Below are 23,938 nucleotides of genomic sequence, written 5' to 3' on the forward strand. Positions count from 1 at the left end.
ATCGCCCTCACGGGTACGCACCTGCACCGCCCGTCGTGCAGACGTCGGCTCCCGCGTCGCCCGCGGCACGCGACGCCGCGGGCCGCGGGCGCGGCGGGGTCAGCGTTCCGCGGGTTCCGTCGCGGCGGCGTCGCCCTCGATGGATGCCGCGCCCCGGGCCTCCTGCCGCTGCTCGGCCTCCAGCCGCTCGGCCTCCTCGCCGCCGACGGCCTCGCCGCGGGCGACGAGCCCGGCCACGTCCGACAGCGGAATCTGCTTCAGGAACAGCGAGAGCACGAAGGCGATCGCGATGAACGGCACGAGGTACCAGAACACGGGAGCGAGGGCGTCGGCGTAGGCCGTCACGATGCCCTCGCGCACCTCGTCGGGCAGAGTGGCCAGCGTCTGCGGATCGATCGTCGCGGTGGCCTCGGCCGCCTCCTCGCCCGAGGCGCCCGCGCCGGTGAACACCCCGGTCAGGTTCTCGGTGAGCCGATTGGTGAAGATCGTGCCGAACACGGCGATGCCCAGAGCCGCTCCCACCTCGCGGAAGTAGTTGTTGGTGCTGGTGGCCGTGCCGATCTGCGCGGCGGGCACGGCGTTCTGCACGACCAGCACGACCACCTGCATGATGAGGCCGAGCCCTGCGCCGAAGAAGAAGAGGAAGACGCAGATCAGCCAGATGGGGGTCTGCGCCGTCAGGGTCGTCATCGCGACCATCGCGACCCCGGTGAGCAGCGTGCCCACGATCGGGAAGATCTTGTACCGACCCGTCTTGGAGATGAGCACGCCCGAGGCGATCGCGGTGCCCATGAGGCCCGCCATCATGGGCAGCATCAGAAGCCCCGACGCCGCCGCCGAGGTGCCCGACGACATCTGCAGGAAGGTGGGCACGAACCCGATCGCCGCGAACATGCCGATGCCGAGGGCGAGCCCGATCGCCGTGGCGTTGACGAAGATCGGGTTGCGGAACAGGCTCAGCGGGATGATCGGGTCGGCCGCCCGCGCCTCGGTCATCACGAAGGCGACGGATGCTGCCAGCAGGCCCGCGCCCCATGCCCACGTCTCGAGCGCGCCCCACCCGTGGGCCGAGTCGCCGCCGAAGTCGGTGAAGAAGATCAGGCAGGTCGTCGCGATCGTCAGGAACACCACGCCCAGGATGTCGATGGGCGCACTGGCCCGCTTGCTCGGCAGCTTGAGGGCCACGAACGCGATGACGAATGCGGCGATGCCGACCGGGATGTTGATCCAGAACGCCCACTGCCAGGTGAGGTGGTCGACGAAGAATCCGCCGAGCAGGGGTCCGCCGACGGCCGAGAGGCCGAAGACCGCGCCGAGGGGGCCAAGATACTTGCCTCGCTCGTTGGCCGGGACGATGTCGGCGATGATCGCCTGCGAGAGGATCATCAGCCCGCCGCCGCCGAGACCCTGGATCGCCCGGAAGGTCACGAACGCCCAGAAGTCGGTCGCCAGGGCGCAGGCGACCGACGCGAGGGTGAACAGCGCGATGGCGAGCAGGAACAGGTTGCGGCGGCCGAGCACGTCGCCGAACTTTCCGTAGATCGGCATCACGATCGTCGTCGCGAGGATGTACGCCGTGGTGATCCACACCTGGTGCTCCACGCCCCCGAGCTCGCCGACGATCGTCGGCATCGCGGTCGAGACGATCGTCTGATCGAGGCTGGCCAGCAGCATCCCGGCGATCAGGGCGCCGAAGATGATCCAGATTCGGCGCTTGGTCAGCAGGAAGGGCGCGTCGGTGGCGGCGGTCATGGGGTCCGTTCGGGGTTCAGGGGAGGAAGAGGCGATGCGCCGCCTCGAGGCGGCGGAGGAAGAGGGTGCGGAAGTCCTCACCCTGGGTCGAGATGTACTCGGCGACGGTGGGGCGGATGAGCGCACCGAGGATGTGCGCGGCCACGGCCGCTCTGGGGTCGCCCGTCTGCCACGCCTGCCGCCGCTCGATGAGCGCGATGTCGGCCCGTTCGGCCTCCGCGGTCAGATCGAGCAGGTGACGCACGAGTCCGGGCTCGCGGTCCAGGGCGGCGGTGATCGCCGGCGCCTCGGCCCGTGTCATGTCGAGGCGCTCCCAGCGGGCGGTGTGCAGCTCGGCGAGCGCTTCGATCAGACCGACGTCCGAGGCGAGGAAGGCGTCGTCGAGGTCGGAGGTGTCGGCGCGCAGCGGCAGGCCGAGCACGGCGTTCTCCTTCGACGCGAAGTAGTTGAAGAACGTCCGACGCGACACACCCACCTCGGAGCAGAGCTCCTCGATCGTGAACCCCGAGAGTCCGTGCGCCGCAGTCAAGCGCCGCGCCTCGGCGCGCAGCGCGCGCGAGGTCTCGGCGATGCGCCGCTCGCGAAGCGACTCGGGTGCACTATCAATCACAGAGTGCATACTTGCACCGAAGCGCAAGAGATGCAAAAACTAGGTGAGCTCGCGCAGGCGCTCCAGAAGGGGGCCTGCCGCCTCGGCGAGGAACCTGTCCTGAGCCTCGTCTCCGATCTGGACGATCGCGATGTCGGTGAAGCCCGCCTCGAGGTACGGTCGCACGCTCTCGGCGAGACGATCGAGGTCGGGCCCGCAGGCGATGGAGCTCGCGACGTCCTCCGGGCGCACGAACTGCGTCGCCGCTTCGAAGCCGGCGGGGGTGGTCAGGTCGGCATTCACCGCCCATCCGCCGGCGAACCACCGGAACTGGTCGTGGGCCCGCTCGATCGCGGTCTCCTCATCGGGATCCCACGAGATCGGGATCTGGCCGATCTTGCGCGACGGTCCCTCGTGCACCGCGTCCCATCGCTCGACCAGGTCGGCATCGGGCTCGACGGCGATCAGGTGATCGCCGAGGGGCGCGAAGTGCTCGATCGATTTGGCACCCGAGACGGCGACGCCGATCGGCACACCGGCCTCCGGCGCATCCCAGATGCGGGCCGAGTCGATGCGGAAGTACTGTCCGTCGTACGTTGTGAGCTCTCCCGTGTGCAGTGCGCGGATGATCTCGATCGCCTCGACGAGCATGTCCTGGCGGGCATCGACCGCAGGCCAGCCCTCGCCCACGACGTGCTCGTTGAGGTTCTCGCCGGCCCCGAGCCCCAGGGTAAAGCGCCCGTCCGAGAGCACCTGCAGGGTCGCCGCCTTCTGTGCGACCACGGCGGGATGATACCGCATGGTGGGGCACGTCACGTACGTCATCAGTTCGACCCGCGATGTCGCCTGCGCGACCGCACCGAGCACGGTCCATGCGTAGGGCGCGTGTCCCTGGCTCGTCAGCCACGGCGAGTAGTGGTCGCTCGAGACCTCGAAATCGAAGCCCGCCGCTTCGGCTGCCGCCGCATACCGTACGAGCTCACGAGGTCCGCTCTGCTCGGTCATCAGGGTGTAGCCGAATCGCGCCATCGTCCTGTCCTCTCGTCGCACGTGCGGTCCTGCACGACGGTAAGCCCCCGCGCGGCGGCGGGCACAGGGGTTGCGTTCCCCGCGGCGATGCGGCAGGAATGCTGCGCCGCAGTAGCACGCGAGCGCGCGCGTCGCCAGGGCCTGACGCGGCATGTGGGGTCGTCGTACGCTCGCGGCATGAGCGATTCCACCGGCATGAGCGCCGACGACAAGCGCCACGACCAGCTGACCAGCGCCCCCGAGGCGACCGAGGCTGATGCTGCCGCTCGCATCGAGGTCACGAAGGTCGACGGCGTCACCCGCATCGACATCGCGTCCGACGCTGAGGTGCGCCCGGGGCTGGACCCCGCCGACGATCCCGAGGCGGCCGAGAACGAGGAGAGACGATGACCGAGAAGAACCGCGGCCAGCAAGACGAGCCGCAGGACCCCGAGGACTACCGCGCCGCCAGCGGAACCGGCGACCCCAACCGGGACCGCCCGGAGGGCGGACCCGTTCAGGTCGACGACGAGACCGACTGACAGCATCCCCCGATCGGGAATACCCGCCGACCCGCCGGCGTCGGCTTCACCAGGCGCGCTGTCGCGCCGCCCCCGCAACGACCCGAGGAGTGCTGTGCTCACCGTCAACGCCTACGCCGCCCCGTCCGCCACAGAACCGCTCATTCCGACGACGATCGAGCGCCGCGACCTCGGTCCGCGGGACGTGCTCATCGAGATCCGCTATGCCGGTATCTGTCACTCCGACATCCACACCGTCCGCGGCGAATGGGGCGAGGTGGCCTATCCGCTCACCGTCGGGCACGAGATCGTGGGCGTCGTCGCCGAGGTCGGGTCCGAGGTCACCCGCCACGCGGTCGGCGACCGGGTGGGAGTGGGCTGCATGGTCAACTCCTGCCGCGAGTGCGAGAACTGCCTCGCGGGCGAGGAGCAGTACTGCCTGAACGGCAACATCGGAACGTACGCCAACGTCGACGAGGACGGCACGATCACCCAGGGTGGCTACTCCACCCACGTCGTGGTCGTCGAGGACTTCGTGCTGCGCGTGCCCGAGTCGATTCCCTACGACAGGGTCGCGCCGCTGCTGTGCGCCGGCATCACGACCTACTCGCCGCTCAAGCACTGGAACGCGGGTCCCGGCGTCAAGGTCGCCGTGGTGGGCATGGGCGGGCTCGGGCACATGGCCGTGAAGATCGCGGCGGCGCTCGGTGCCGAGGTCACGGTGCTCTCGCAGACGCTGTCCAAGAAGGATGACGCCCTGCGCTTCGGCGCCGGGGCTCACTACGCGACGAGTGACCCCGCGACGCTCAAAGAACTGCGCGGGTCGTTCGACCTCATCATCAACACCGTCAGCGCGCCCCTCGATCTCGACGCGTACCTCAAGCTGCTCCGGCTCGACGGCACGATGGTCAACGTCGGAGCCCCGCCCGAGGCGCTGCCCCTGCACGTGTTCACACTCTTCGCGGGCCGGCGCTCCTTCGCGGGTTCGAGCATCGGCGGTATCCGCGAGACGCAGGAGATGCTCGACTTCTGCGCCGAGCACGGCATCGCGCCCGAGGTGGAGGTCATCGCCGCCGCGCAGATCAACGAGGCGTACGAGCGCGTGCTGCGCTCCGACGTGCGCTATCGGTTCGTGATCGACATCGACACGCTGCGATAGCCCCCGTGCGCAGGAGGCCGCGGAGGCGGCGAGCGGGCGGCGTAACACCCATGAAACGCGTCTCGGCGCATACTGGCAGGGCAGCGTAAGCCGTTGCGGGCCCACCGGGCCAAAAAACCCCGGTGGTGTGTGGAGGCGTCGTGCGCCCCGCCGTCCCGTACAGCGCGCGGTCGGCGACGTCTCCGGATTCCCTGTCAACCGGTACAGATGTGAGAAGTGAGATGTCGCTCAAAGTCACCATCGTCGTGGGCAACCCCAAGCCCCTCTCCCGCACCCGCAAGGTCGCCGAACTCCTCGTCGAGAAGCTTCTCGAGCCCGGCTCGTACACGCTCGACGTGATCGATCTGGCCGACCACACCGACCAGATCTTCGCGTGGCCCTCCGAGAAGATGGCGGGCCTGAACGCGCGCGTCGCCGAGAGCGACCTGGCGGTGTTCGCCTCGCCGACATACAAGGCCACCTACACGGGTCTGCTCAAGGCGTTCCTCGATCGTTATCCCGCCAACGGGCTGGCCGGCGTCACCGCCATCCCGGTGCACACCGGGGCCGACTTCAGCCACGCGATGGGTCCGACCTTCACCCTCTCGCCGCTTCTGGTCGAACTCGGCGCGACGGTGCCCGGACGAGGCTTCTACCTCGCCCTCAGCCAGATGGACCAGCTCGGTGAGGTCGTCGCCGCGGCGGCGGCGGAGTACGCCGCCAACCTGTCGCGGCTCTCGACCGTCGCGGGGGCTGTGGCCACCGCATCCACCCGCGCCTGACGATCCGCACGAGAGGAGCACCCGTCATGAGCGAATCCCCCATCCTCGCGCCGACGCCGATCGATGCGCGCCTGTTCCGCGACACCCTCGGCCACTACGCCTCGGGCATCACGGTCGTCAGCGGCCTCGAGAGCGGCGAACCGGTCGGCTTCACATGCCAGTCGTTCTACAGCGTCTCGATCGATCCGCCGCTGGTGTCGTTCAGCGTCATGCGCACCTCCACGACCTACCCGCGCATCGCCGCGAGCGGCCGGTTCGCGGTCAATGTGCTCGCCCATGATCAGCACCACGTGTCGAACCAGTTCGCGCGCAAGGGCACCGACAAGTGGGCGGACATCGAATGGAGCCCCGCGGTCTCGGGCAACCCCGTCATCCACGACACCCTGATGTGGGTCGATTGCGAGATGTGGGCCGAGCACGAGGCGGGCGATCACCTGATCGTGATCGGCAAGGTCGTCGAGATGAGTCCGGTCGAGTGGCACACGCGTGAGCCGCTGCTGTACTTCAAGGGCGCCTACCGGCACCTCCGCGAGATCGACCAGCTCGCGGGCTGACCGCGCTCAGGCGCCGATCGAGAGGTCGGGCAGCGCGGGCTCGCCGAGGTCGTGCCGCAGCCCGCTCAGCGCGGCATGCCATCCGGCGAGCCCGTGCACGCCCGGTCCTGGCGTCGTGGACGCCGAGCACAGGTACACCCCGGGCAGGGGGGTGCGCCACGGGTCGGGTCGCAGCACGGGTCGCCGCAGCAGCTGCGTGAGATTCGGGATGCCGGCGGCGATGTCGCCACCCGGATAGTTGGCGTTGTGGGCGGCCACGTCCTGGGCGGTGGTCGACGCGGTGGCGAGGATCGTATCGCGGAAGCCCGGGGCGAACCGCTCGATCTGGCGGACGACGGCTTCGGTGCGATCGACCGCGGAACCTGCGGGCACGTGCGTGTAGGTCCAGAGGGTGTGCCGACCCTCGGGGGCGCGGGCCGGGTCGAAGAGGCTCGGTTGTGAGACGAGCACGTAGGGGTCATCGACCAGGCGCCCCGCGGCAACGGCGTTCTCTGCTGCCGCGATCTGGGCGCGGGTGCCGCCCACGTGCACGGTTCCCGCGCGGCGCAGTTCGGGGTGGGTCCAGGGCACGGGCTCGGACAGGGCGAAATCGACCTTGGCGACGGCGCTCCCGTAGCGGAACCGCCGCATCGCCCGACGATAGGCGGCGGGAAGCCGGCCGCGGGCGAGGCGGAGGAGAGCTCTGGGCGTGACATCGAGCATCGTCAGCGCCGCCGACGGCAGCTCGTCGAGGCTGCCGATCTCGGCGTCCGTGATGATCTCGCCGCCGTGCGCGCGGATGTCATCGGCCATCGCGTCGGCGATGGCCTGACTGCCGCCGATCGGGATGGGCCAGCCGCGAGCGTGCGCGTAGGCGGTCAGGGCCAGTCCCGCCCCGGCCGATGCGAGGCTCGGCAGCGGCAGGATCGTGTGCGCGGCGGCTCCCGTGAGGAGTGCGGGGGCCGCCTCGCCGCGGAAGCGCGCGCCCCACAGGGGCGACCCCTGCTCGAGCGCGGCGAGTCCGAACCGCACCGGCGTGCGCAGGTGGGTCGGGATGCGCAGCAGCGTCGATCCGGTGAATTCCGCGACCTCGCGGGAGTGTTCCGCGAGGGGGCGCAGCAGTGCCGCGTATGCGCGCCCGTCGCGGCCGAGGGCGTCGCGGGTGCGGTCCACGTCGCGGTACGCCAGCCCCGCGCGGCCCCCGTCCAGGGGATGCGCGAACGACACCTCGGGCACGGCGAAGGCGACGCGCTCCCGTAGCCCGAACTCCCGGAAGAATCGCGATTCGAACGCGAGCGGGTGCACCGCCGAGCACACGTCGTGCGCGAAGCCCCGGAGGGTGAGTTCGCGCGTGGACGATCCGCCGCCGATCCGCTCGGCGGCCTCGTAGACCCGCACCCGGAGCCCTGCGCGGGCGAGCGTGACCCCCGCCGCCAGGCCGTTGGGGCCGGCTCCGACGACGACGGCGTCGCCGGAGCCCGCGCGTGCGCGGCGGGTCACGGCGCCTCGCCCTCGGCCCGCTCTCGTTCGGCGGTCGACAGTTCGGGGCGCGGTGTGCGTCCCTCGGCCAGATAGGCGAGACGCAGCAGCGTCTCGCGGTTGCGCAGCCAGAGCACGAGGTCGGCGAGCGGACGGGGGATGAGCGTGGCGGGGCCCTCGACGGCCTCCTCCTGGATGCGCACGAGGCAGCCGTCTCCGTGAGGCTTGACGTCGATGACCACCTGCGCCTCGCCGATCGGCCAGCCCTTGGCGCGCAGGACGGCGCGGTGCGGCGGCCGCCAGTGCACCGAGCGGGTCTGATCGTTCAGCAGCGTCGGCCATACCCCGACGGAGTGGTGCAGGCGCGAAGTCGGCTCAGGCCATGACTCATCGACGTCGCGCATGCGCGAGGCTCCCACGACCCAGGAGGCGTAGAGCCAGCCATCGGCCAGCACCTCGAAGATCCGCTCGGGCGGGCACTGCATCCTGCGCACGTTGGTCGACACGGTGTCAGAGTCCCATGCGTTCGGAGTAGGCGTTGCGGAACGCGCCGCGCGGATCGAGGGCCCGGGTGAGCTCGCGGAAGTCGTCCCAGCGCGGATACAGGCGCGGCATCCACTCGGCGTCGACGGTGAAGAGCTTGCCCCAGTGCGGGCGGGCGCCCAGCGGCAGAAGCTCGTCCTCGATCCGCGGCAGCAGCGCGCGCACCTCGGCCTCGCGCGGCTGCCACGTGAAGTGGATCCCCACCGTGTCGCGGCCGTAGGCCCCGCTGAGCCAGAGGGTGTCGGCCGCGATGGTGCGCACCTCCGTGATCATCGCGAGCGGCGCGATCTGCCCGGCAAGCGATCGCAGCCGCTCGAGCGCCTCGAGGGCGCGGCCACGGGGAACGAGATACTCGCTCTGCAGCTCGTCCCCCGCGGAGGGCGTGAACTCGAGTCGGAAGTGCGGCAGCCGCTCGAACCACCGGCCGCTCTCGCCGCCCTGCGCCGTGGCGGGCGCCGGATCGGCGCCGGGGATCGGATGCCGGGGCCCGCTCGCGCGCCGCGCGCCGGCCAGTTCGAGGGGCGCGGCGCCGCGGGTCTTCACCCAGGCCTGATCGAAAGTCTGCGGGTTGCGCCAGCTGGTGAACAGACTGACCGAGTCGCCCGCACCGGTGACGGCGTCGAAATCCGCGAGCACCGCGTCCCATCGCGGCGCGTCGTACACGGTCTGGGTCATCTCGTAGGCCGGCATGATGTCGAGCTCGACGCGGACGATGACGCCCAGCATCCCGAGCGAGACGACGGCGCCCTCGAATCCGGTGTCGCCGCGGCCCAGCCGGCGTAGGGCTCCCGCGGAATCGATCAGCTCGAGGCCCGCGACGGCGGTCGCGAGCGAGCCGACGGCATCGCCCGAGCCGTGCGTGCCGGTCGCGACCGCACCGGCGACGGAGATGTGGGGGAGCGAGGCCAGCGCCGACAGAGCCCAGCCCCGTTCGTCGAGTGCCCGGGCGAGGCGGCCGTACCGCCATCCGGCCGGCACGCGGGCGATGTGGGCGTCCGGGTCGATGACGAGATCGCCTGGCATCGTCTCGAGCGAGAGCGCGACGCCGTCGGTGTCGGCGACGTCGTTGAAGGAGTGCCGGCTGCCGAGGACCTTGACGTGGCCGGCGGTGCGCGCCACATGCGCGATCTCGTCGATCGACGTCGGCTGCTCGATCCGCGCGGCGGAGTAGGCGAGGTTTCCGGCCCAGTTCAGGCCCGCGGGGGTGCCGGTGTCCAGATCTTTCGGCACGGGGCCTCCTCGTCGTCTCGGCAGGGTCGGTGCGCGTGCGCTCGAGTGGTCAGTATGCCGCGTCGCCCGCGCTCTGCCGCAGAACCTCGATAACCGCGTCGCGCAGCTCGAGGGGAAGCACGATGTGCCGGCCGCCGAGGAACGCCTCGGCCTCGCGCAGCGCGACGGCCTCGATCTCGGACACCGTGCGGTCGGGACACGCGATGGCCACCTGGGAGACGAGTCGACTGTAGGCGAGCACCGTCTGCCCGTCGACGCAGAACGCCTCGGGGTCGCTGTTCGCGGTGTCTTCGGGGGTGACGTCGCCGAGAGAGCCCGCGGTCGATTCGATCGTCATACCCCCACTCTCCCAGGGGGTGACGGGTGAGTGGGCGCTTTGGGCAGGTGCGTAGGACGGCTAGTTGCTCACCTGTCGTGGCACAGGTCAGCGCGCCGCGGGCTGCGCGTGCGGCTGCACCTGGTCGACGGCGTCCTGCAGGCGCGTGAGGCAGGCGATGACCGTCGCGCTCTCTTCGGGGCTCATATCGATCACGGCGTCGAACATGCGGCTGTGCATCGCGCCGAGAGTCGCCCGCACCTCGGAGTCGGAGTCGACGGTGGCGATGACGTGGATGCTGCGCCGATCGGTCGGGTGCGCGGCACGGCTGACGTGACCGGACTTCTCGAGACGGTCGATGATGGCGGTCATCGACGCGGTCGAGACGCCCAGGTAGCGGGTGAGCTCGCCGGGGGACACGGAGCGCTGCTCGCGCTGGGCCTTGAGCAGGTAGCGCAGCACCAGCAGGTCGTTCTCTCCCATGGCCATGGATTCGCGCGTGCGGCGACGCATCGCGACCTCGGCCGCGCGGTAGAGGCGAAAGGCCTCGAGCACCTCGACCGCGCGGCGTCGGCGCGCGTCGGCGTCGTCGCCGTACCAGTACGAGCTCGTGGCAGGGGATCCGGTCGTCACAGGGAAGATCCTAAATCAGCGTTCGAGGGGTGGGCGCGGTCGCATGCCTGCCGCCCACCCGCGGCTCAGCTGGCGATGAGCTCAGCGCGGCGGGAGCCGTGCAGATCGCTCATCAGACGGGTGTGCTTGTGCTCGAAGTACTCGATCGACTCGGCCTCGGTCATGACGGTCATGGTGCCCGTCGAATCCTCGGTATCGCCCATCGCCTGCACCCAGGTGCGGTTGATCTGCGGGGTGCGGCTGCCGAAGGCGACGAACTGCAGCGGGATGGAGGGCGAGATCCACAGATTGCGGCGCAGGGAGTTGCCGTTGTCGTCGGTCGTGAGGTTGAGCATGAACGACTCGCCCCGGCGCAGGCGCTGACCCACGGCGAGTCGGATGTGTTCGAGAAGTCGGTCCTCGACCTGGATTCCGGCGGTGTCGGCGTACATCAGCATTCCCACGGCAGCTCCTTCCAAAGCCTGTGTCATATTCCTAGCACGCCTTGCTCATCTGTCAAGAATCTAGTTTGATGAGGTAACCGACACGGGAATCCGAGGCGAGCCATGGACGACAGCGAGGCGACAGAGCTCGCCGACGACGATGAGCTCATCGACGACCTCCTGCGCGCGCTGGGCGACAATCGCGACGCGGGACTCGAGAGCGACCGGCGGGCGCGGGAGAAGCTGGGAGTGGGACGCAACGACTTCGCCGTGGTGCGGTTCCTCGTCGAGGCCGACCGCCGCGGCGTCTCCCTCACGCCCGGAGAGATCGCGCTCGCGCTGGGCGTGTCCACCGCGGCCACGACGGCCCTCGTCGATCGGCTCGAGACCGTCGGGCTGGTGCGCCGCGAGCGCAATCCGACGGATCGTCGCAGCGTCATTGTGCGGGCCGCGCTCGCCGAAGGATCGCAAGAGCGCCGCATCGCGATGACCCGCGACGCGGCCGAACGGCGGGCGATCGCCGCGCTGCCCGTCCGCGACCGTCGCGTGGTGCTGCGCGCCCTCGAGCAGATCACGGACGCCGTGCGTCGCGACGGGCACTGAGCGGCAGCATCCCTCGTCGTGCGGTGCGGTGCGGCGCGGTGTCGTGCGGTGCGGTGCGGTGCGGTGCGGTGTCGTGTCGTGTCGTGTCGTGTCGTGTCGTGTCGTGTCGTGTCGTGTCGTGTCGTGTCGTGTCGTGTCGTGTCGTGAGGTCGTGTCGGCGGGGGCGCTGACACACTGAGCACATGACCCGGCTCGGCCATCGCGCGCGCGACGCGGTCGACGCCGGTCCGCCCGAGCATCGCTGGCCCCCCGATCGTGGCCGTCGTCGCGGCGATGGTGCTGTGGCTGCTGCTGCCCGGCTACTTCTTCGCGTCGTTCCGCTTTGCCGCCGTGATCGCGTGCGGCCTGCTCATCGTTCCCCTCGTGGTGCTGAACCCCCGCCATCTCACGCGGCAGACGAACTGGTCGCGATGGCTGTCGGTGGCACTCGCGCTCGTGCTGCTCGCGTTTAACCAGGTGCTGCTGGTCAGGCTGGTGCACGAGCTGCTCACGGCGCCCGAGACCGAGGGTGTGAGCGTCCTGATCGCGGCGCTGCAGCTCTGGTCGACGAACGCGATCGCGTTCGGGCTGCTCTACTGGGAACTCGATTCGGGCGGCCCGGTCGCCCGGGCGAGCGGACTGCCGCCGGTGCGCTCCGACTTCCAGTTTCCGCAGGAGGTCACTCGCCCGCTCGAGGCGTGGCGGCCGAGGTTCTTCGACTACCTCTACGTCTCGATCACGGCGGGCATCGCGTTCTCGCCGGCCGACGCCCTGCCCTTGACCCGCCGGGCCAAGGCCTTCATGGCGCTCGAGGCGCTGTCGGCGTACATCCTGTCGGTGCTGGTCATCGCGCGGGCGGTCTCTGCCGTCACCTGAGCCCGTTTGCGGTTGCCGTCGCGCGTCGCGCTCGCTGCACCTCGCGCCGCGTCGTTGGGGCGTCGTAGCGACGTTGGGGCGTGCTGCTCCGCGCCCCAACGGAGTTTCGACGCCCCAAGGCCGCGGGTGCCCCAGGCGGGGGGTGACCGAGGGGCACCTCGCGGAGCCGCAACGCGCGAGGCTGGACGCTGCACAACCGGTGCTCTCCGGACACGTTCGGGATCCAGCATCCACGCCGTCTTCGTGCGCTCGCTGCGAGCGCGCAGCGGAGCCTCCGGGTGAGAGCCGCCGCGGGGATCCACGCCGATCCCGCGGCGCTCGCCTGGCGCGTGCCGCGCTCGCCTGTCGCGATGTGCGGGTGTGTGGCGCGTTGACCCGCAGTTTGCGACAGCGGAGCCAGGCCGGGGGTGCGGGGTGCCGCGCTCGCCTGTCGCGATGTGCGGGTGTGTGGCGCGTTGACCCGCAGTTTGCGACAGCGGAGCCAGGGGCGAGCGGGAGCGGCGGGATGCTGGGGCGTCGACGCTGCGTTGGGGCGCGCTGCTCCACGCCCCAACGTGAGCTCGACGCCCCAACGCGACAAACCCAGCGCACCGAACCCAGGCGCGCGCCCCTTGCCCATCGGGGGCCGCGGCGCAACCCCCGCGCGACGAGCCGCCGGTAGGCCTAGCGTGGACACGATGCGAGATCAGCAGGAGCCCGCCGGCGAGGATCTGCGCTCCTACGCCGCGATCGGGGACGGACGCACGGTCGCCCTGATCGGCACCCGCGGGCAGATCGACTGGATGCCGATCCCCGACCTCGCCGCGGGGCCGGTGTTCGCCCGGCTCATCGATGATGAGTCCGGCGGATGCATCGAGCTCTACCCGATCGGCGAGTTCTCCGTGACGCGCAGGTACGTCGCGAACACGAACGTGCTGCAGACGACCTTCACCACCCCGACGGGCCGCGCGACGGTCACGGACGCGCTCGTGACCGGAGTCGCCGGACGACTGCCCTGGGCCGAGCTCGCCCGACGCGTCGATGGCGTCGAGGGCGAAGTCGGCTTCGCGTGGCGTGTGCGTCCCGGCACGGTGCTCGGCACGGCATCGCCCTGGATCGAGCAGAGCGCCGAGGGCGCGATCATCCGCTCGGGCGAGGCCACGATCGCGGTCGTGGGCTGCGAGCACGGACCGCACGAGCCCACCCCTGATGGGCCGTCGGGGCCCGAGCTGTCGGGCGGGTTCACGGCGACAGCATCCAGCCGTCATCTGCTCATCGTCGTGGCGACGCACGACGAGCCGCTGCACCTGCCGGATCCGGGCAACGTCGATCGCGGCATCGATCGCACCATCGAGAACTGGCGGCACTGGTCGCGCGAGTTCTCGTACGAGGGGCCGTGGGCGGCGCAGGTGCAGCGCAGCGCGCTGGCGCTGAAGCTGCTGATCTACAGCCCCACCGGCGCGATCGCCGCCGCCGCGACGACGTCGCTGCCCGAGAGCCCGCGCGGGGGCAAGAACTGGGACTACCGGTTCGCCTGGGTGCGCGACCTGGCGTACACAGCGCACGCTCTCGTGCTGTTCGGCCTGCGGGAGGAGACGCACGCGGCGATCTCGTGGCTGCTGCGCACGATCCGCGCGCACGGTCCCGATCTGCACATCTTCTACGCGCTCGACGGCGATCTTCCGCACGGGGTGCTCGAGCACGAGGGGCCGGGATGGCGCGGCATCGGCCCGGTCGTCAGTGGAAATCCGGCACAGGGACAGTTGCAACTCGGGGTCTACGGCGACCTCTTCGCGATCTGTCGCACGTACGTCGACGCCGGCAACGTGCTCGACGTCGAGACGGGCCGCATGCTCGCCGGCATCGCCGACCGCACCTGCGATCTGTGGCGCAGCCCCGACGCGGGCATGTGGGAGCTACCCGACGAGGAGCACTACACCTCGTCGAAGATGGGATGCTGGCAGGCGCTGAACGATGCCGTTCATCTGGCCGAGGCGGGGCAGGTCGCCGGCAGCGCCGACCGCTGGCGTGTGGAGCGCGACCGCATCCGCGAGTGGATCGAGCAGAACTGCTGGTCGGAGGAGATCGGCGCGTACGTGATATCCCCGGGGTCGTCGCGGCTCGACGCATCGGTGCTGCTGCACGCACCGAGCGGATTCGACCGGGGCGAGCGGATGTCGTCGACCATCGATGCGATCACCGCCGAGCTGGCTGCCGGCTCGCTCGTCTATCGCTACTCGGGCGCGCGCCGCGAGGAGCACACCTTCGTCGCCTGCGCCTACTGGAGGGCCACGGCCCTCGTCTGCGTGGGTCGGCACGCCGAGGCGATCGCGCTCATGGACGAGCTTGTGCAGCTTCCCAACGACGTGGGGTTGCTGGCCGAGATGATCGCCGAGGAGGACGGGGCCTTCTGGGGCAATCTGCCGCAGGCGCTGAGTCACCTGGCCTTGATCAATGCGGCGCTGACGATCCGCGACCTCACGGACGCGGCGGAGACCCGTGGGCACTGAACCGGCCCCGCGCCGATCCGTTTCCCGCAGGACGAAGGAGTAGACACATGGACCTCGGCATCGACGGACGCATCGCCCTCGTGACGGGCGCCGATTCGGGTATCGGATGGCACACCGCGCGGCTGCTGTTGGAGGAGGGCGCGACGGTCGTCGTGAGCGACCGGGACCAGGACGCCCTCGACGACGCAGCTGCGCAGCTGAAGGCGCCGAAGGGGCGTCTGCACGCGTTCGCCGCCGACATCACGAGCCTCGACTCGCTCGCGGAGCTGCACGAGCAGGTGACGGATGCTGTCGGCGACATCGACATCCTCGTCCAGTCGGCGGGGGTCACGGGCGCGCAGGGGCTGTTTCACGAGATCAGTGACGAGGGCTGGACGAAGACGATCGAGACCGACCTCATCGGTCCGGTGCGGCTAGTCCGTGAGTTCCTGCCGTCGCTGCGCAGGGGCGGGTGGGGGCGTCTCGTGCTGCTCGCGTCGGAGGACGCCGTGCAGCCCTACGACGACGAGCTTCCGTACTGCGCGGCGAAGGCCGGCATCCTGGCCCTCGCGAAAGGGCTCTCGCGGTCGTACGCGTCGGAGGGGCTGCTGGTGAACGCCGTGTCGCCGGCGTTCATCCATACGCCCATGACCGACGCGATGATGCAGAAGCGCGGCGCGGAGCTGGGCGTGTCGCCGAAGCAGGCGATCGAGTCGTTCCTCGCGGAGGAGCGGCCCTACATGGAGCTCGGCCGTCGCGGCGAACCTGAGGAGGTCGCGAGCGTCATCGCGTTCCTGTGCTCGGATCGGGCGTCGTTCGTCAACGGGTCGAACTATCGCGTCGATGCCGGCTCGGTCGCCACGATCTGACCCGCCGTGCGGCGTCGCTGTGCGCGGGGCGTTCCGCGACGTTGGGGCGTTGAAACGACGTTGGGGCGCGCTGCAGCACGCCCCAACGTCGCGCCGACGCCCCAACGCCGGTAGGCAACGTCGCGCCGACGCCCCAACGCCGGTAGGCAACGTCGCGCCGACGCCCCAACGCCGGTAGGCAACGTCGCGCCGACGCCCCAACGTCGCGCTGACGCCCCAACGCGGGTAGGTCACGGGGGCGGAGCGCAGCGCGCGTCAGCGCACGAGCCGGTCGAGCTCCGTCAGCGCCGCGGCGATCGCGCCCTCGAGCACCTGCTCGGGCGGCCCCGCGAGCATCACGAGCCGGCTGCCCGGGCCCGAGGCATCGCACCAGCCGACGTAGACGGTGCCGGGGTCGTGTCCGTCCTGCGGGTCGGGTCCGCCGACACCGGTCACGGCGATCGCGAGGTCGACGTCGAGCAGGCGATGCATGCCCGCGGCGAGCTGCTCGGCACACGCGGCCGACACGGGATCCAGCCCCTCGGCGACACCGAGCACCCTCTGTTTCGTCCGCGTCTGGTAGGCCACCACGCCGCCGGCGAACCATTCGCCTGCACGCTCCGCGCGTCCGATGCGCGAGGCGAGCAGTCCGCAGGTGAGCGACTCCGCGACGGCGACACGGATGCCGGCATCCCGTGCCCGCGCGCCGATCCGATCCATGTCGATCATGCGCCCATCCTCTCGCCCGCGGCCCGCGCGAGGGGGATCAGCTGCTCGCGCAGGTACCCGGCATACCCGCCGGCGGTGCGCCCGACGGGCCGTCCGCTCGTGCGCACCCACGCGAGATCGGATGCCGTCACCCGCCCGCCCACGGCGATCGCGCGCTCGACGAGCGAGACATCCTCGTGCTCGCAGACGGGTTCGAACCCACCCGCGGCCGTGAGGATCGACGCGCGCATCCCGAGATTGGCGCCGTGCACGTGCCCGTTGGCGACGCCCGGGGTGTGGGTCGCGCCCCAGGCGGCGACCTGCTCGGGGGTGAGGTCGCGGAAGTCGGGGCGCACGGTGCCCACGACGATGTCGGCGCCGGCGCGGGCGAGGTCGAGCTGGTGAGCAAGCCAGTGCGCGGGCACGACCGAGTCGGCGTCGGTGTGCGCCGTCCACAGGGAGGCGAGCGGTGTACCGGCGTGGCGTGCGAGGGCGGCTGCCACCCCGGCCGCGCGCGCGGCGCCCACGCAGCGCGCCTCGACCACCAGCACCTCGAGATCATCGGCGGCGTGCGCCCGCGCGAGAGCCGCCGATCTGTCGGTGCAGGCGTCCAGCACGAGGTGGATCGACGCGCACAGCCCCGCGCCGGCGACGGCGTCGACGGCGGCACGGATCGAGACGAGCGCGTTGTCGAGCAGCTGTTCCTCGTCGTGGGCGGGCACGATCACGGCGATCGCCTCGACGCGGTCGGATCTCACGCGATGACCCCGCTCTCGCGCGCGACCGAGCCGGTCCCCTCGCGGACGAGCACCTCCAGCACGAAGTCCTCCTCTTCGTGTCGCGCGAGTGTGCTCACGAATCCGGCCTCGAGGATGTCCTGGTGCACCTCGTCGCCGGTCGCCGGGTACTCCGCGACCGGGTGCCGCCAGTGACAGGTCACCAGCACGCCGTCACGGGTGAGCGAGCGGTCGATGCGCTCCAGGGCGGTGCGCCGGTCGCGCGGGCTCCAGTAGTAGCCGACCTCGGACAGCACGATCAGATCGAACGAGCCGGTCGGCCACTGCGCCGGCAGGGCTGCGCGCCGCACATCCACATGGGCGCGCTCGCCGAGCCGCTTCCGGGCACGTCGTACGGCCTCGTCGGCGACATCGACGGCGACGAGGGCGTCGCAGCGCTCGGCCAGGCGCGCGGTCAGGATGCCGGTGGCACAGCCGATCTCGAGGGCACGAACCGCGCGGGGTCGGGGCAGAGCCGCGATCAGCAGGTCGCGCTTACGCTGCTCGTACCAGCGCGTCTCGAATCCCCACGGGTCGTCGTGGCGGGCGTAGAAGTCGTCGAAGTGCGCGGCCGGGGTGCTCTCGCGGTCGCCGCCGGCGGGTTCGGCGACGGCCGCGCGCAGCGACCCGGAGGCGCCGCCCTCCGTCGGGGGACCGACGAAGACCTCGACGTCACGCTCGAAATGCGCGCGCATGCCCGGATGCAGCACGGCCTCGTCCCCCGGGGCCGGAGAGAGCGGCCGGATCTGCGTGGTGTGCACCGAGAGTGCGCGCCGTTTCAGCGCGGTCGTATGCGGGTCCAGGGGCAGTGTCAGCCAGCGGTCGGCGGCGATCGCCTCGGGCTCGTCCGGGTCGCCCCAGTGCCACATCCAGATCGGGTATTCCACAAACCTCGCGCCCCGATCGCGAGCCACCTCGGCGGCGACCTCGCCGAGCACGCGATGGTCCCGGTGGCCGTCTCCCCGCCAGGTTGCGGCGACGAGCACGCGGGCGGGGTCGTGATCGGCGGCGACGGCCCCCAGTATCCCGGCGAGCAGCGTCGACAGGCGCGAGCGTCTCTCGCGCAGGGCGCCGTCGGCCACCCCGAGAAAGATCAGCGCGGCGCCCGGGGCGAGCATGTCGAGGGCGGCGGCGACCTCGAGCCGGCGGGCACGGGCGAGCGCGCGTGCCGGAAAGGTGGGCGAGGCCGGGTGCGAGGCGTCGCCGTCCGTGGCGACGATGACGGTCACGGGAATGCCCCGCGCCGCCGCGAGCGCGATGAACCCCGCCGCGCCCAGCGTCTCGTCGTCGGGGTGGGCGGCGAGCACGACGAGGGCGTCGATGTCGGTGTCGAGCGGGGCCGCATCGCGCCAGGGTCGGATGCTGCGCCAGCGGTCCTCCGACGTTCCGGCATCGCGATGGTCGAAGGTGATCGTCACGCGCGTGTTCCGACCCCGTCGGGGGCGGCGGCCAGTGCCATGCCGAGCCGGGCGAGATCCCGCTCGCCGTGGTGCTGCCGGAGGTAGACGCGGAGATCTGCCACGCGGCGGGCGTGCGCCTCGTTCGTCGTGAGGGGACGGGGGCCGAGTGCGCGGTCGGTGAGATCCAGCACGCGCTCGACGGCGTCGGCGACGACCGCCCGCGTCCGTTCGACGAGGATGCGCCCCTGCGTCCGGGTGAGCGGCGAATGGTCCGCCGCGGCGTCGATCATCGCCGCCGCGCGGGCCAGGGCGGACTGCGCGGCCCAGAGGCGCGCGTCGGCGTCGCCGAGCGCGATCGCGGCGAACTGATCGGCCCGATCATCAGCAGCGGCCGCCGCCAATGCGTCGCGCAGGGGCAGGGCCCCGCCCCACCATGCCGCGGCGACCCCGATGCCGCCCCACGCGAATCCGGGACGCTCGAGGTACCAGCCCGGCTCGCCGATCGGTGCGGCCGGGACCTCGTCGAAGTCGACCGGCGCGCTGACGATCTGGGCGAGCCCCCGCGAGAACCAGGGCGCGCGCTGGGCGTGCACGCCCGCGTGCCGCAGCGGCACCGCGAACAGTGCCCGATCGCCGGGCGAGACCCACGCGGTCACGAGCGCGTGGGTGAGCCGCGCGGCGAGCGAGCACCACGGCTTGGTTCCCGACAGCATCCACCCACCCTCCGGCGCGGGCGATGCCTCGAGGCGGGTTCCCGGGCCCTCCGCGGCGAAGACGCCCCACGACGAATCCCGTCCGGCGCCCATCGTGTGCAGCGCCGCGTCGACGTCGACCCCGTGCGCGCGAGCCTCGCTGAGGATCGCGAGGGCGTCCAGGTGCGGCTCGATGACGCGGGCGCCGGCGACATCGGCCCGGGACGCGGTGGCGAGGGTCGACCACAGGTCGGCGGTGCGTCCCGCGGCGGGCGCGGGGGCGCGGCGCCCGAGTTCGACGGCGAGGTCGATCGTGGCGTCGACGTGCTCGCCGAACCAGATCAGGGTCTCGAGCTCGTGGGCGAACGCGGCGGCGAGCGGGTGCTCGCCGCCGGCATCGAGGACGACGGGTGAGACCCCCGGCGGCGCGCCCGCGGGCGCCTCCGCCGGGGGCATGGACACGGTCGTCACCGTGCGGGTGTGCGCTTCTCGGCGCTCACCATCCACGAGAACTGCTCGAGCCCCTCGAGCACCCCGTGCAGGATGTCGGCGGTCGTCGGGTCCTCGTCGTCGATGGGGTCGTGCACCTCGCGCACCGTCGAGATGACGGCATCCAGGCGCTCGGTGACCAGATCGATCGTCTCGGCGGTGGAGACCTCGCCGTGCGGGAACTCGGGCAGCGTCGTCGTCTCGGCGACGGTGTCGGAGCGGCCGTCCGGGAGCGCATGCAGCGCGCGCATGCGCTCGGCGACCTGATCGCTGTAGGTGCGGGCCGCCTCGATGATCTCGTCCAGCTGCAGATGCATGTCGCGGAAGTTCGCCCCGACGACGTTCCAGTGCGCCTGCTTGCCCTGCAGCGACAGCTCGATGAGGTCGACGAGCACCCTCTGCATGTTGTCGCTGAGCTCTTTCGACGCGCGGAAGCCGCTTTCGGCGTTCTGCTCCGTGGTCAGCGCGGCGCCGCGGCTCGGGCGACGCCGGCCCTTGGTGGATGCGCCGTTGGTGGGGGTCTTCGTGGTGGTGGCCATGTCTTGATCTCCTTCCGCGGCGCGCCGGAGCGGGCGCCGCATCGTGGTCGGCTCCACGGTATGACCGCACAGATTCTCGCTCCCGGGGATTGTCAGTCACGCCGCGGGGTGGTAGGACGGCAGCGTTCTACGCCCGGTGCGGGGTGGCTGTCAAGTGCCTCGGGAACCGGGACCGCGGCTCGTAACGTCGATGACCGATGACCTCGCAAGGAGACCCCATGTCGAACGACGACAACGCCGCCACCCACGACCCCACCGACAAGCACCGCAGCGACGGCTTTCCGCCGCAGGAGCAGGAGCAGCCCGGGCTCACCCGCGCGACCGATCCGATGCCCGATCACGGCGAGGCGTCGTACACGGGGCACGGACGTCTCGCGGGACGCCGCGCCCTGATCACGGGAGGCGACTCCGGCATCGGACGGGCCGTCGCGATCGCCTTCGCGCGCGAAGGCGCCGACGTCGCGATCGCCCACATGCCCGAAGAGGCCGAGGATGCGGCATCCACCGTCTCTCTGATCGAGGCCGCGGGAGTGCGGGGGGCGGCGTTCGCGGGCGATGTGCGCGAGGAGGTGTTCGCGACGTCGATCGTCGACGACACGATCGACCGTCTCGGCGGACTCGACATCGTCGTGCTCAACGCCGCCTACCAGAAGGACCGCGAGAGCTTCGAGAGCCTGCCCACCGACGAGTTCGACCGGGTGTTCCGCACGAACCTGTACGGACTGCTGTTCACCGCCCGAGCCGCCGTGCCGAGGCTGCGCGCGGGGGCGTCGATCATCGTGACCTCGTCGGTGCAGGCGTTCTCGCCTTCGCCGGGGCTGATCGACTACGCCATGACCAAGGCGGCGCAGGTCGCGTTCGTCAAGGCGCTGGCCGAGGAACTCGGCGAGAAGGGCGTCCGCGTGAACGCCGTGGCGCCGGGGCCGATCTGGACACCCCTGATCCCGGCGACGGGGTGGGACGCCGAGCGCCTCGCGACCTTCGGGCAGGACGCCCCGCTCGGCCGCGCCGGGCAGCCCGCCGAGCTCGCCGGCGCCTACGTCTACCTCGCCTCGGAGGCCGCCTCCTACGTCTCGGGCGCGGTGCTGCCGGTCACCGGCGGCAAGCCGCTGTAGGCGGCCCACGATGGCCGGGGTGCGGGCGGGGCGGGCGGGTGCGCGGCGTGCACGCCGGGTCCTCGCCGCTCTTCTCGCGGGGATGCTCGCGTTCGCCCTCGCCGCGTGCGGCCTCACCATCCCCGCCGATCCCGACGGCACGCTCGACCGCGTCTCGGGCGGCCTCCTGCGGGTGGGAGCCTCCCCGAGTGCGGGACTGATCGCCGAGGACGACGGGCGGATGTCGGGGCCCCTTGCCGACCTCGTCGGCTCGTTCGCGAGCGGCATCGACGCGGACCTCGAGTGGTTCACAGGGAGCGAAGAGGACCTCGTCGCCGATCTCGAGGCGGGACGGATCGACCTGGCCGTGGGCGGGATGACTGATGCGACTCCGTGGACCGATCGTGTCGGTGCGACCCGCGGGTACCCCCAGATCCCGGGAGCCTCGGGGCGTGCGATCGTGATGCTCGTTCCTCTCGGCGAGAACGCGTTGCTCTCTGCGCTCGAGCGGCACCTCGACGGGGAGCTCGGCTCGTGAAGACCCTGGGCCGCACCGACCTGCCGGCCGAGCAGCGCCAGGCGCTGCGCAAGGCCGTGCGCCTGGAGTGGTTCACGATCGCCTACACGACGGTGACGATCGCCCTCATCGCCCTCGTCGTGGGCAATTCGCAGGCGATGAAGACGGCCTGGATCGAGGACATGCTCTCGCTCGTCCCGCAGATCTCGTTCCTGGTCGCCCTTCTGCTGATCCGGCGCCGGCCGACGCGGGCCTTCCCGTACGGTCTGCACCGCGCCATGGGCGTCGGGCATCTCGTGGCGGGGGTCGCGCTCTTCGCGATCGGCGGGAGCCTCGCGGTCGAGTCGATTCTGGGACTCGTGCGGGCTGAGCATCCCACGATCGGCACGGTGCAGGTCTTCGGGGTCACCGTGTGGCTGGGTTGGTTCATGGTGGGAGTGATGGCTCTCATCGTCGTCGGCCCGCTCTTCTACGGCCCCGCCAAGGCGCGTATCGCGCCCGTGCTGCACAACAAGGTGCTCTTCGCCGACGCCGACATGGCCAAGGCGGACTGGACGACGAATGCCGCCTCGATCGTCGGAGTGCTGGGGATCGGCATCGGCTGGTGGTGGCTCGACGGCGTCGCGGCGCTGTTCATCTCGATCGGCATCGTGTGGGACGGCATCAAGAACTCGCGATCGGCGGTCGTCGACCTGATGGATCAGCGCGCCCGCACCTACGACGAAGGCGAGCCCGAACCCCTCATCGGTGAGATCCTCCGCGCGGTGAACACCCTGCCGTGGGTGCGCGAGTCCGCGCTGCGGATGCGCGACATGGGCCATGTCTTCCACGTCGAGGTCTTCGTCGTTCCGCGCTGGGCGCGCGTATCGGTGGCGCGGATCGAGCGCGCTCGACGCGGCGTGGTCGAGTTGGACTGGCGCGTGCAGGATGTCGTCATCATCGTCGTGCCGCGACTGCCCGACGAGGCCGCGCGAGAATGACGCCATGAGCGATGACTCCCTCGAGGCGGTGGCCGCACGGCTCTACGGGCTCCTGCCGGGGGAGTTCACCGCGGCGCGAACGGCGGCGGCGGCGGACGCGGGGCGCGGGCGGGCGGGCGAGATCCGCGCGCTGCGCAAGCCCTCGACGGCCGCCTGGGTGGTGAACGCACTGGCGCGCGAGAGCGGAGCGCGGCTGTCCGAGGCACTGGACCTCGCCGACCGGCTGCGCGAGGCGCAGGACGACCTCGACGCCGCCGCGCTGTCGCGACTGGGTCGGGAGCGTCGCGCGCTCGTCGCCGCCCTCGCCCGTGACGCCGCGGAGCTGGCCGAGGCGCGGGGCGTCACCGTGAGCGCCGCCGTCGCCGCCGCCGTCGAGCGCACCCTCAACGCGGCGATGCGGGATGCCGCGGCCGCGGCCGCGGTGAGCTCGGGCCGACTCGTCCGCGCTCTTGAGGCCTCGGGCCTCGACCCGGTCGACCTCGACGGCGCGGTCGGCGGCGGCCTCGATCTCCCCGCGTTGGGGCGTCAGGGCGACGTTGGGGCGCGCTGCAGCGCGCCCCAACGTGATTTCAACGCCCCAACGCCGGCGGGGGGCGGGGATGGGGGCGCGGGCCCAGCGGGGGCCGGGGCCGGCGCCGGGGCTGGGGGCGGGGCCGGGGCCGGCGCCGGGGCTGGGGGCGAGGGCCCAGCGGGGGCGGGGGGCGGGGCCGGGGGCGATGAGCTCGCCGAGCGGCGCGGCCGGCGCGAGGCCGAGCGTGCCGCGCGCGCCGCGGAGAAGGCGGCGCGAGAGGCGGAGCGTGCACGAAGGGATGCCGAACGCGAGCTCGCGCGCATCGATTCCCGCCTGCGGCACGCCCAGGAGCACGCCGAACGCCTGCTCGAACGGGTCGAGGGTGTGGAGCGCGACCTCGATCGGGCGCGCGCGGCCGCCGCCGACGCGGTGGCCGAGGTCGAACGACTCGCCGCGCAGCGCCGGGAGGCGGCATCCACGCTCCCAGTGACCTCGTAGGCGCGCGACCTACC

The 23,938-nt window shown here is 71.5% G+C and carries 27 protein-coding genes; 13 read left to right on the plus strand and 14 right to left on the minus strand.

Features of this window, described 5'->3' with window-relative positions; all coding sequences use genetic code 11:
• Positions 1–99: 99 nt before the first annotated feature.
• Genes AB2L57_RS02355 through AB2L57_RS02365 form a run of 3 tightly spaced genes read right to left on the minus strand, consistent with a single transcriptional unit; the run spans position 100 to position 3,370 of the window.
• Entirely contained in the window at positions 100–1,752 is a 1,653-nt protein-coding gene (locus AB2L57_RS02355) for an MDR family MFS transporter (protein ID WP_409047951.1), read from the minus strand.
• 16 nt (positions 1,753–1,768) lie between these two features.
• Entirely contained in the window at positions 1,769–2,362 is a 594-nt protein-coding gene (locus AB2L57_RS02360; RefSeq protein WP_409047952.1) for a TetR/AcrR family transcriptional regulator, read from the minus strand.
• Positions 2,363–2,401: 39 nt separating this feature from the next.
• On the minus strand, positions 2,402–3,370 hold the full coding sequence (locus AB2L57_RS02365; RefSeq protein ID WP_409047953.1) for an LLM class F420-dependent oxidoreductase: 969 nt from the start codon (positions 3,368–3,370) through the stop codon (positions 2,402–2,404).
• 177 nt (positions 3,371–3,547) lie between these two features.
• On the opposite strand from AB2L57_RS02365, the gene AB2L57_RS02370 reads away from it, so the two are divergent.
• The 5 genes from AB2L57_RS02370 (at position 3,548) to AB2L57_RS02390 (ending at position 6,344) form a co-directional block, all read left to right on the plus strand.
• Positions 3,548–3,760: a multidrug transporter gene (locus tag AB2L57_RS02370; protein ID WP_292812146.1), complete on the plus strand. Its 213-nt coding sequence runs from the start codon at positions 3,548–3,550 to the stop codon at positions 3,758–3,760.
• The gene (locus AB2L57_RS02375; protein ID WP_292812148.1) at positions 3,757–3,891 is read left to right on the plus strand and encodes a hypothetical protein; all 135 of its coding nucleotides are present in this window, start codon (positions 3,757–3,759) and stop codon (positions 3,889–3,891) included. The genes AB2L57_RS02370 and AB2L57_RS02375 overlap by 4 nt, the downstream gene beginning before the upstream one ends.
• A gap of 94 nt (positions 3,892–3,985) precedes the next feature.
• Positions 3,986–5,029 (plus strand): NAD(P)-dependent alcohol dehydrogenase, encoded by a 1,044-nt coding sequence (locus tag AB2L57_RS02380; protein WP_292812150.1) that lies wholly within the window; start codon positions 3,986–3,988, stop codon positions 5,027–5,029.
• A gap of 221 nt (positions 5,030–5,250) precedes the next feature.
• Complete coding sequence (locus AB2L57_RS02385) at positions 5,251–5,790, plus strand: NADPH-dependent FMN reductase (RefSeq protein ID WP_292812152.1); 540 nt, start codon at positions 5,251–5,253, stop codon at positions 5,788–5,790.
• Positions 5,791–5,816: 26 nt separating this feature from the next.
• Positions 5,817–6,344: a flavin reductase family protein gene (locus tag AB2L57_RS02390; RefSeq protein ID WP_292812154.1), complete on the plus strand. Its 528-nt coding sequence runs from the start codon at positions 5,817–5,819 to the stop codon at positions 6,342–6,344.
• 6 nt (positions 6,345–6,350) lie between these two features.
• Here the strand turns inward: AB2L57_RS02390 and AB2L57_RS02395 are convergent, their stop codons facing one another.
• From AB2L57_RS02395 to AB2L57_RS02420, 6 genes are all read right to left on the minus strand, one after another.
• Positions 6,351–7,823, minus strand: coding sequence for an NAD(P)/FAD-dependent oxidoreductase (locus tag AB2L57_RS02395; protein WP_292812156.1), 1,473 nt, complete (start codon positions 7,821–7,823; stop codon positions 6,351–6,353).
• Positions 7,820–8,308: an SRPBCC family protein gene (locus AB2L57_RS02400; protein ID WP_292812158.1), complete on the minus strand. Its 489-nt coding sequence runs from the start codon at positions 8,306–8,308 to the stop codon at positions 7,820–7,822. The genes AB2L57_RS02395 and AB2L57_RS02400 overlap by 4 nt, the downstream gene beginning before the upstream one ends.
• Positions 8,309–8,312: 4 nt before the next feature.
• Positions 8,313–9,575, minus strand: a complete 1,263-nt coding sequence (locus AB2L57_RS02405; protein ID WP_409047954.1) for a D-arabinono-1,4-lactone oxidase — start codon at positions 9,573–9,575, stop codon at positions 8,313–8,315.
• Positions 9,576–9,624: 49 nt separating this feature from the next.
• Positions 9,625–9,912: a hypothetical protein gene (locus AB2L57_RS02410; protein WP_292812161.1), complete on the minus strand. Its 288-nt coding sequence runs from the start codon at positions 9,910–9,912 to the stop codon at positions 9,625–9,627.
• A gap of 87 nt (positions 9,913–9,999) precedes the next feature.
• A complete protein-coding gene (locus AB2L57_RS02415) occupies positions 10,000–10,524 on the minus strand; it encodes a MarR family winged helix-turn-helix transcriptional regulator (protein ID WP_292812163.1) in 525 nt (174 codons plus the stop codon).
• 65 nt (positions 10,525–10,589) lie between these two features.
• Complete coding sequence (locus tag AB2L57_RS02420) at positions 10,590–10,994, minus strand: hypothetical protein (protein WP_409047955.1); 405 nt, start codon at positions 10,992–10,994, stop codon at positions 10,590–10,592.
• Between the two features lie 75 nt (positions 10,995–11,069).
• Here AB2L57_RS02420 and AB2L57_RS02425 point away from each other — a divergent pair, with 75 nt between their 5' ends.
• From AB2L57_RS02425 to AB2L57_RS02440, 4 genes are all read left to right on the plus strand, one after another.
• The gene (locus AB2L57_RS02425; RefSeq protein ID WP_292812167.1) at positions 11,070–11,549 is read left to right on the plus strand and encodes a MarR family transcriptional regulator; all 480 of its coding nucleotides are present in this window, start codon (positions 11,070–11,072) and stop codon (positions 11,547–11,549) included.
• 255 nt (positions 11,550–11,804) lie between these two features.
• Positions 11,805–12,404 (plus strand): hypothetical protein, encoded by a 600-nt coding sequence (locus tag AB2L57_RS02430; protein ID WP_409047956.1) that lies wholly within the window; start codon positions 11,805–11,807, stop codon positions 12,402–12,404.
• Positions 12,405–13,081: 677 nt separating this feature from the next.
• Positions 13,082–14,893, plus strand: coding sequence for a glycoside hydrolase family 15 protein (locus AB2L57_RS02435; RefSeq protein WP_409047957.1), 1,812 nt, complete (start codon positions 13,082–13,084; stop codon positions 14,891–14,893).
• 47 nt (positions 14,894–14,940) lie between these two features.
• On the plus strand, positions 14,941–15,741 hold the full coding sequence (locus AB2L57_RS02440) for an SDR family NAD(P)-dependent oxidoreductase (RefSeq protein WP_292812521.1): 801 nt from the start codon (positions 14,941–14,943) through the stop codon (positions 15,739–15,741).
• A 255-nt stretch (positions 15,742–15,996) separates the two neighbouring features.
• Here the strand turns inward: AB2L57_RS02440 and AB2L57_RS02445 are convergent, their stop codons facing one another.
• Genes AB2L57_RS02445 through AB2L57_RS02465 form a run of 5 tightly spaced genes read right to left on the minus strand, consistent with a single transcriptional unit; the run spans position 15,997 to position 20,324 of the window.
• Positions 15,997–16,449, minus strand: a complete 453-nt coding sequence (locus tag AB2L57_RS02445) for a CinA family protein (RefSeq protein WP_292812524.1) — start codon at positions 16,447–16,449, stop codon at positions 15,997–15,999.
• Positions 16,446–17,186: a glycosyltransferase family 2 protein gene (locus tag AB2L57_RS02450; protein WP_292812527.1), complete on the minus strand. Its 741-nt coding sequence runs from the start codon at positions 17,184–17,186 to the stop codon at positions 16,446–16,448. Before AB2L57_RS02450 ends, AB2L57_RS02445 begins: the two co-directional genes overlap by 4 nt.
• Positions 17,183–18,622 carry a PIG-L family deacetylase gene (locus tag AB2L57_RS02455; protein WP_409047958.1) on the minus strand — a complete coding sequence of 480 codons (1,440 nt, stop codon included), beginning with the start codon at positions 18,620–18,622 and terminating at the stop codon, positions 17,183–17,185. Before AB2L57_RS02455 ends, AB2L57_RS02450 begins: the two co-directional genes overlap by 4 nt.
• The gene (locus tag AB2L57_RS02460; RefSeq protein WP_292812531.1) at positions 18,619–19,767 is read right to left on the minus strand and encodes an acyl-CoA dehydrogenase; all 1,149 of its coding nucleotides are present in this window, start codon (positions 19,765–19,767) and stop codon (positions 18,619–18,621) included. Before AB2L57_RS02460 ends, AB2L57_RS02455 begins: the two co-directional genes overlap by 4 nt.
• Positions 19,764–20,324, minus strand: coding sequence for a Dps family protein (locus tag AB2L57_RS02465; RefSeq protein ID WP_292812534.1), 561 nt, complete (start codon positions 20,322–20,324; stop codon positions 19,764–19,766). The genes AB2L57_RS02460 and AB2L57_RS02465 overlap by 4 nt, the downstream gene beginning before the upstream one ends.
• A gap of 218 nt (positions 20,325–20,542) precedes the next feature.
• On the opposite strand from AB2L57_RS02465, the gene AB2L57_RS02470 reads away from it, so the two are divergent.
• From AB2L57_RS02470 to AB2L57_RS02485, 4 genes are read left to right on the plus strand one after another with little or no spacing between them, the layout of a single operon-like run.
• Positions 20,543–21,439, plus strand: a complete 897-nt coding sequence (locus tag AB2L57_RS02470) for an SDR family oxidoreductase (protein ID WP_292812536.1) — start codon at positions 20,543–20,545, stop codon at positions 21,437–21,439.
• Positions 21,440–21,449: 10 nt separating this feature from the next.
• Positions 21,450–21,956: a hypothetical protein gene (locus tag AB2L57_RS02475; RefSeq protein WP_292812537.1), complete on the plus strand. Its 507-nt coding sequence runs from the start codon at positions 21,450–21,452 to the stop codon at positions 21,954–21,956.
• The gene (locus AB2L57_RS02480; protein WP_292812540.1) at positions 21,953–22,915 is read left to right on the plus strand and encodes a cation diffusion facilitator family transporter; all 963 of its coding nucleotides are present in this window, start codon (positions 21,953–21,955) and stop codon (positions 22,913–22,915) included. Before AB2L57_RS02475 ends, AB2L57_RS02480 begins: the two co-directional genes overlap by 4 nt.
• A gap of 4 nt (positions 22,916–22,919) precedes the next feature.
• Positions 22,920–23,924 (plus strand): transposase, encoded by a 1,005-nt coding sequence (locus tag AB2L57_RS02485; RefSeq protein WP_292812544.1) that lies wholly within the window; start codon positions 22,920–22,922, stop codon positions 23,922–23,924.
• Positions 23,925–23,938 lie beyond the last annotated feature (14 nt).

This window comes from Microbacterium sp. HA-8 (assembly GCF_046111165.1).
Lineage (GTDB): Bacteria > Actinomycetota > Actinomycetes > Actinomycetales > Microbacteriaceae > Microbacterium.

Coding starts and splice junctions, on each gene's coding strand:
- AB2L57_RS02355 (WP_409047951.1), bottom strand. CDS start 1,752: ATGACCGCCGCCACCGACGCGCCCTTCCTGCTGACCAAGCGCCGAATC.
- AB2L57_RS02365 (WP_409047953.1), bottom strand. CDS start 3,370: ATGGCGCGATTCGGCTACACCCTGATGACCGAGCAGAGCGGACCTCGT.
- AB2L57_RS02370 (WP_292812146.1), top strand. CDS start 3,548: ATGAGCGATTCCACCGGCATGAGCGCCGACGACAAGCGCCACGACCAG.
- AB2L57_RS02375 (WP_292812148.1), top strand. CDS start 3,757: ATGACCGAGAAGAACCGCGGCCAGCAAGACGAGCCGCAGGACCCCGAG.
- AB2L57_RS02385 (WP_292812152.1), top strand. CDS start 5,251: ATGTCGCTCAAAGTCACCATCGTCGTGGGCAACCCCAAGCCCCTCTCC.
- AB2L57_RS02390 (WP_292812154.1), top strand. CDS start 5,817: ATGAGCGAATCCCCCATCCTCGCGCCGACGCCGATCGATGCGCGCCTG.
- AB2L57_RS02410 (WP_292812161.1), bottom strand. CDS start 9,912: ATGACGATCGAATCGACCGCGGGCTCTCTCGGCGACGTCACCCCCGAA.
- AB2L57_RS02420 (WP_409047955.1), bottom strand. CDS start 10,994: ATGACACAGGCTTTGGAAGGAGCTGCCGTGGGAATGCTGATGTACGCC.
- AB2L57_RS02425 (WP_292812167.1), top strand. CDS start 11,070: ATGGACGACAGCGAGGCGACAGAGCTCGCCGACGACGATGAGCTCATC.
- AB2L57_RS02435 (WP_409047957.1), top strand. CDS start 13,082: ATGCGAGATCAGCAGGAGCCCGCCGGCGAGGATCTGCGCTCCTACGCC.
- AB2L57_RS02440 (WP_292812521.1), top strand. CDS start 14,941: ATGGACCTCGGCATCGACGGACGCATCGCCCTCGTGACGGGCGCCGAT.
- AB2L57_RS02445 (WP_292812524.1), bottom strand. CDS start 16,449: ATGATCGACATGGATCGGATCGGCGCGCGGGCACGGGATGCCGGCATC.
- AB2L57_RS02465 (WP_292812534.1), bottom strand. CDS start 20,324: ATGGCCACCACCACGAAGACCCCCACCAACGGCGCATCCACCAAGGGC.
- AB2L57_RS02470 (WP_292812536.1), top strand. CDS start 20,543: ATGTCGAACGACGACAACGCCGCCACCCACGACCCCACCGACAAGCAC.
- AB2L57_RS02475 (WP_292812537.1), top strand. CDS start 21,450: ATGGCCGGGGTGCGGGCGGGGCGGGCGGGTGCGCGGCGTGCACGCCGG.
- AB2L57_RS02485 (WP_292812544.1), top strand. CDS start 22,920: ATGAGCGATGACTCCCTCGAGGCGGTGGCCGCACGGCTCTACGGGCTC.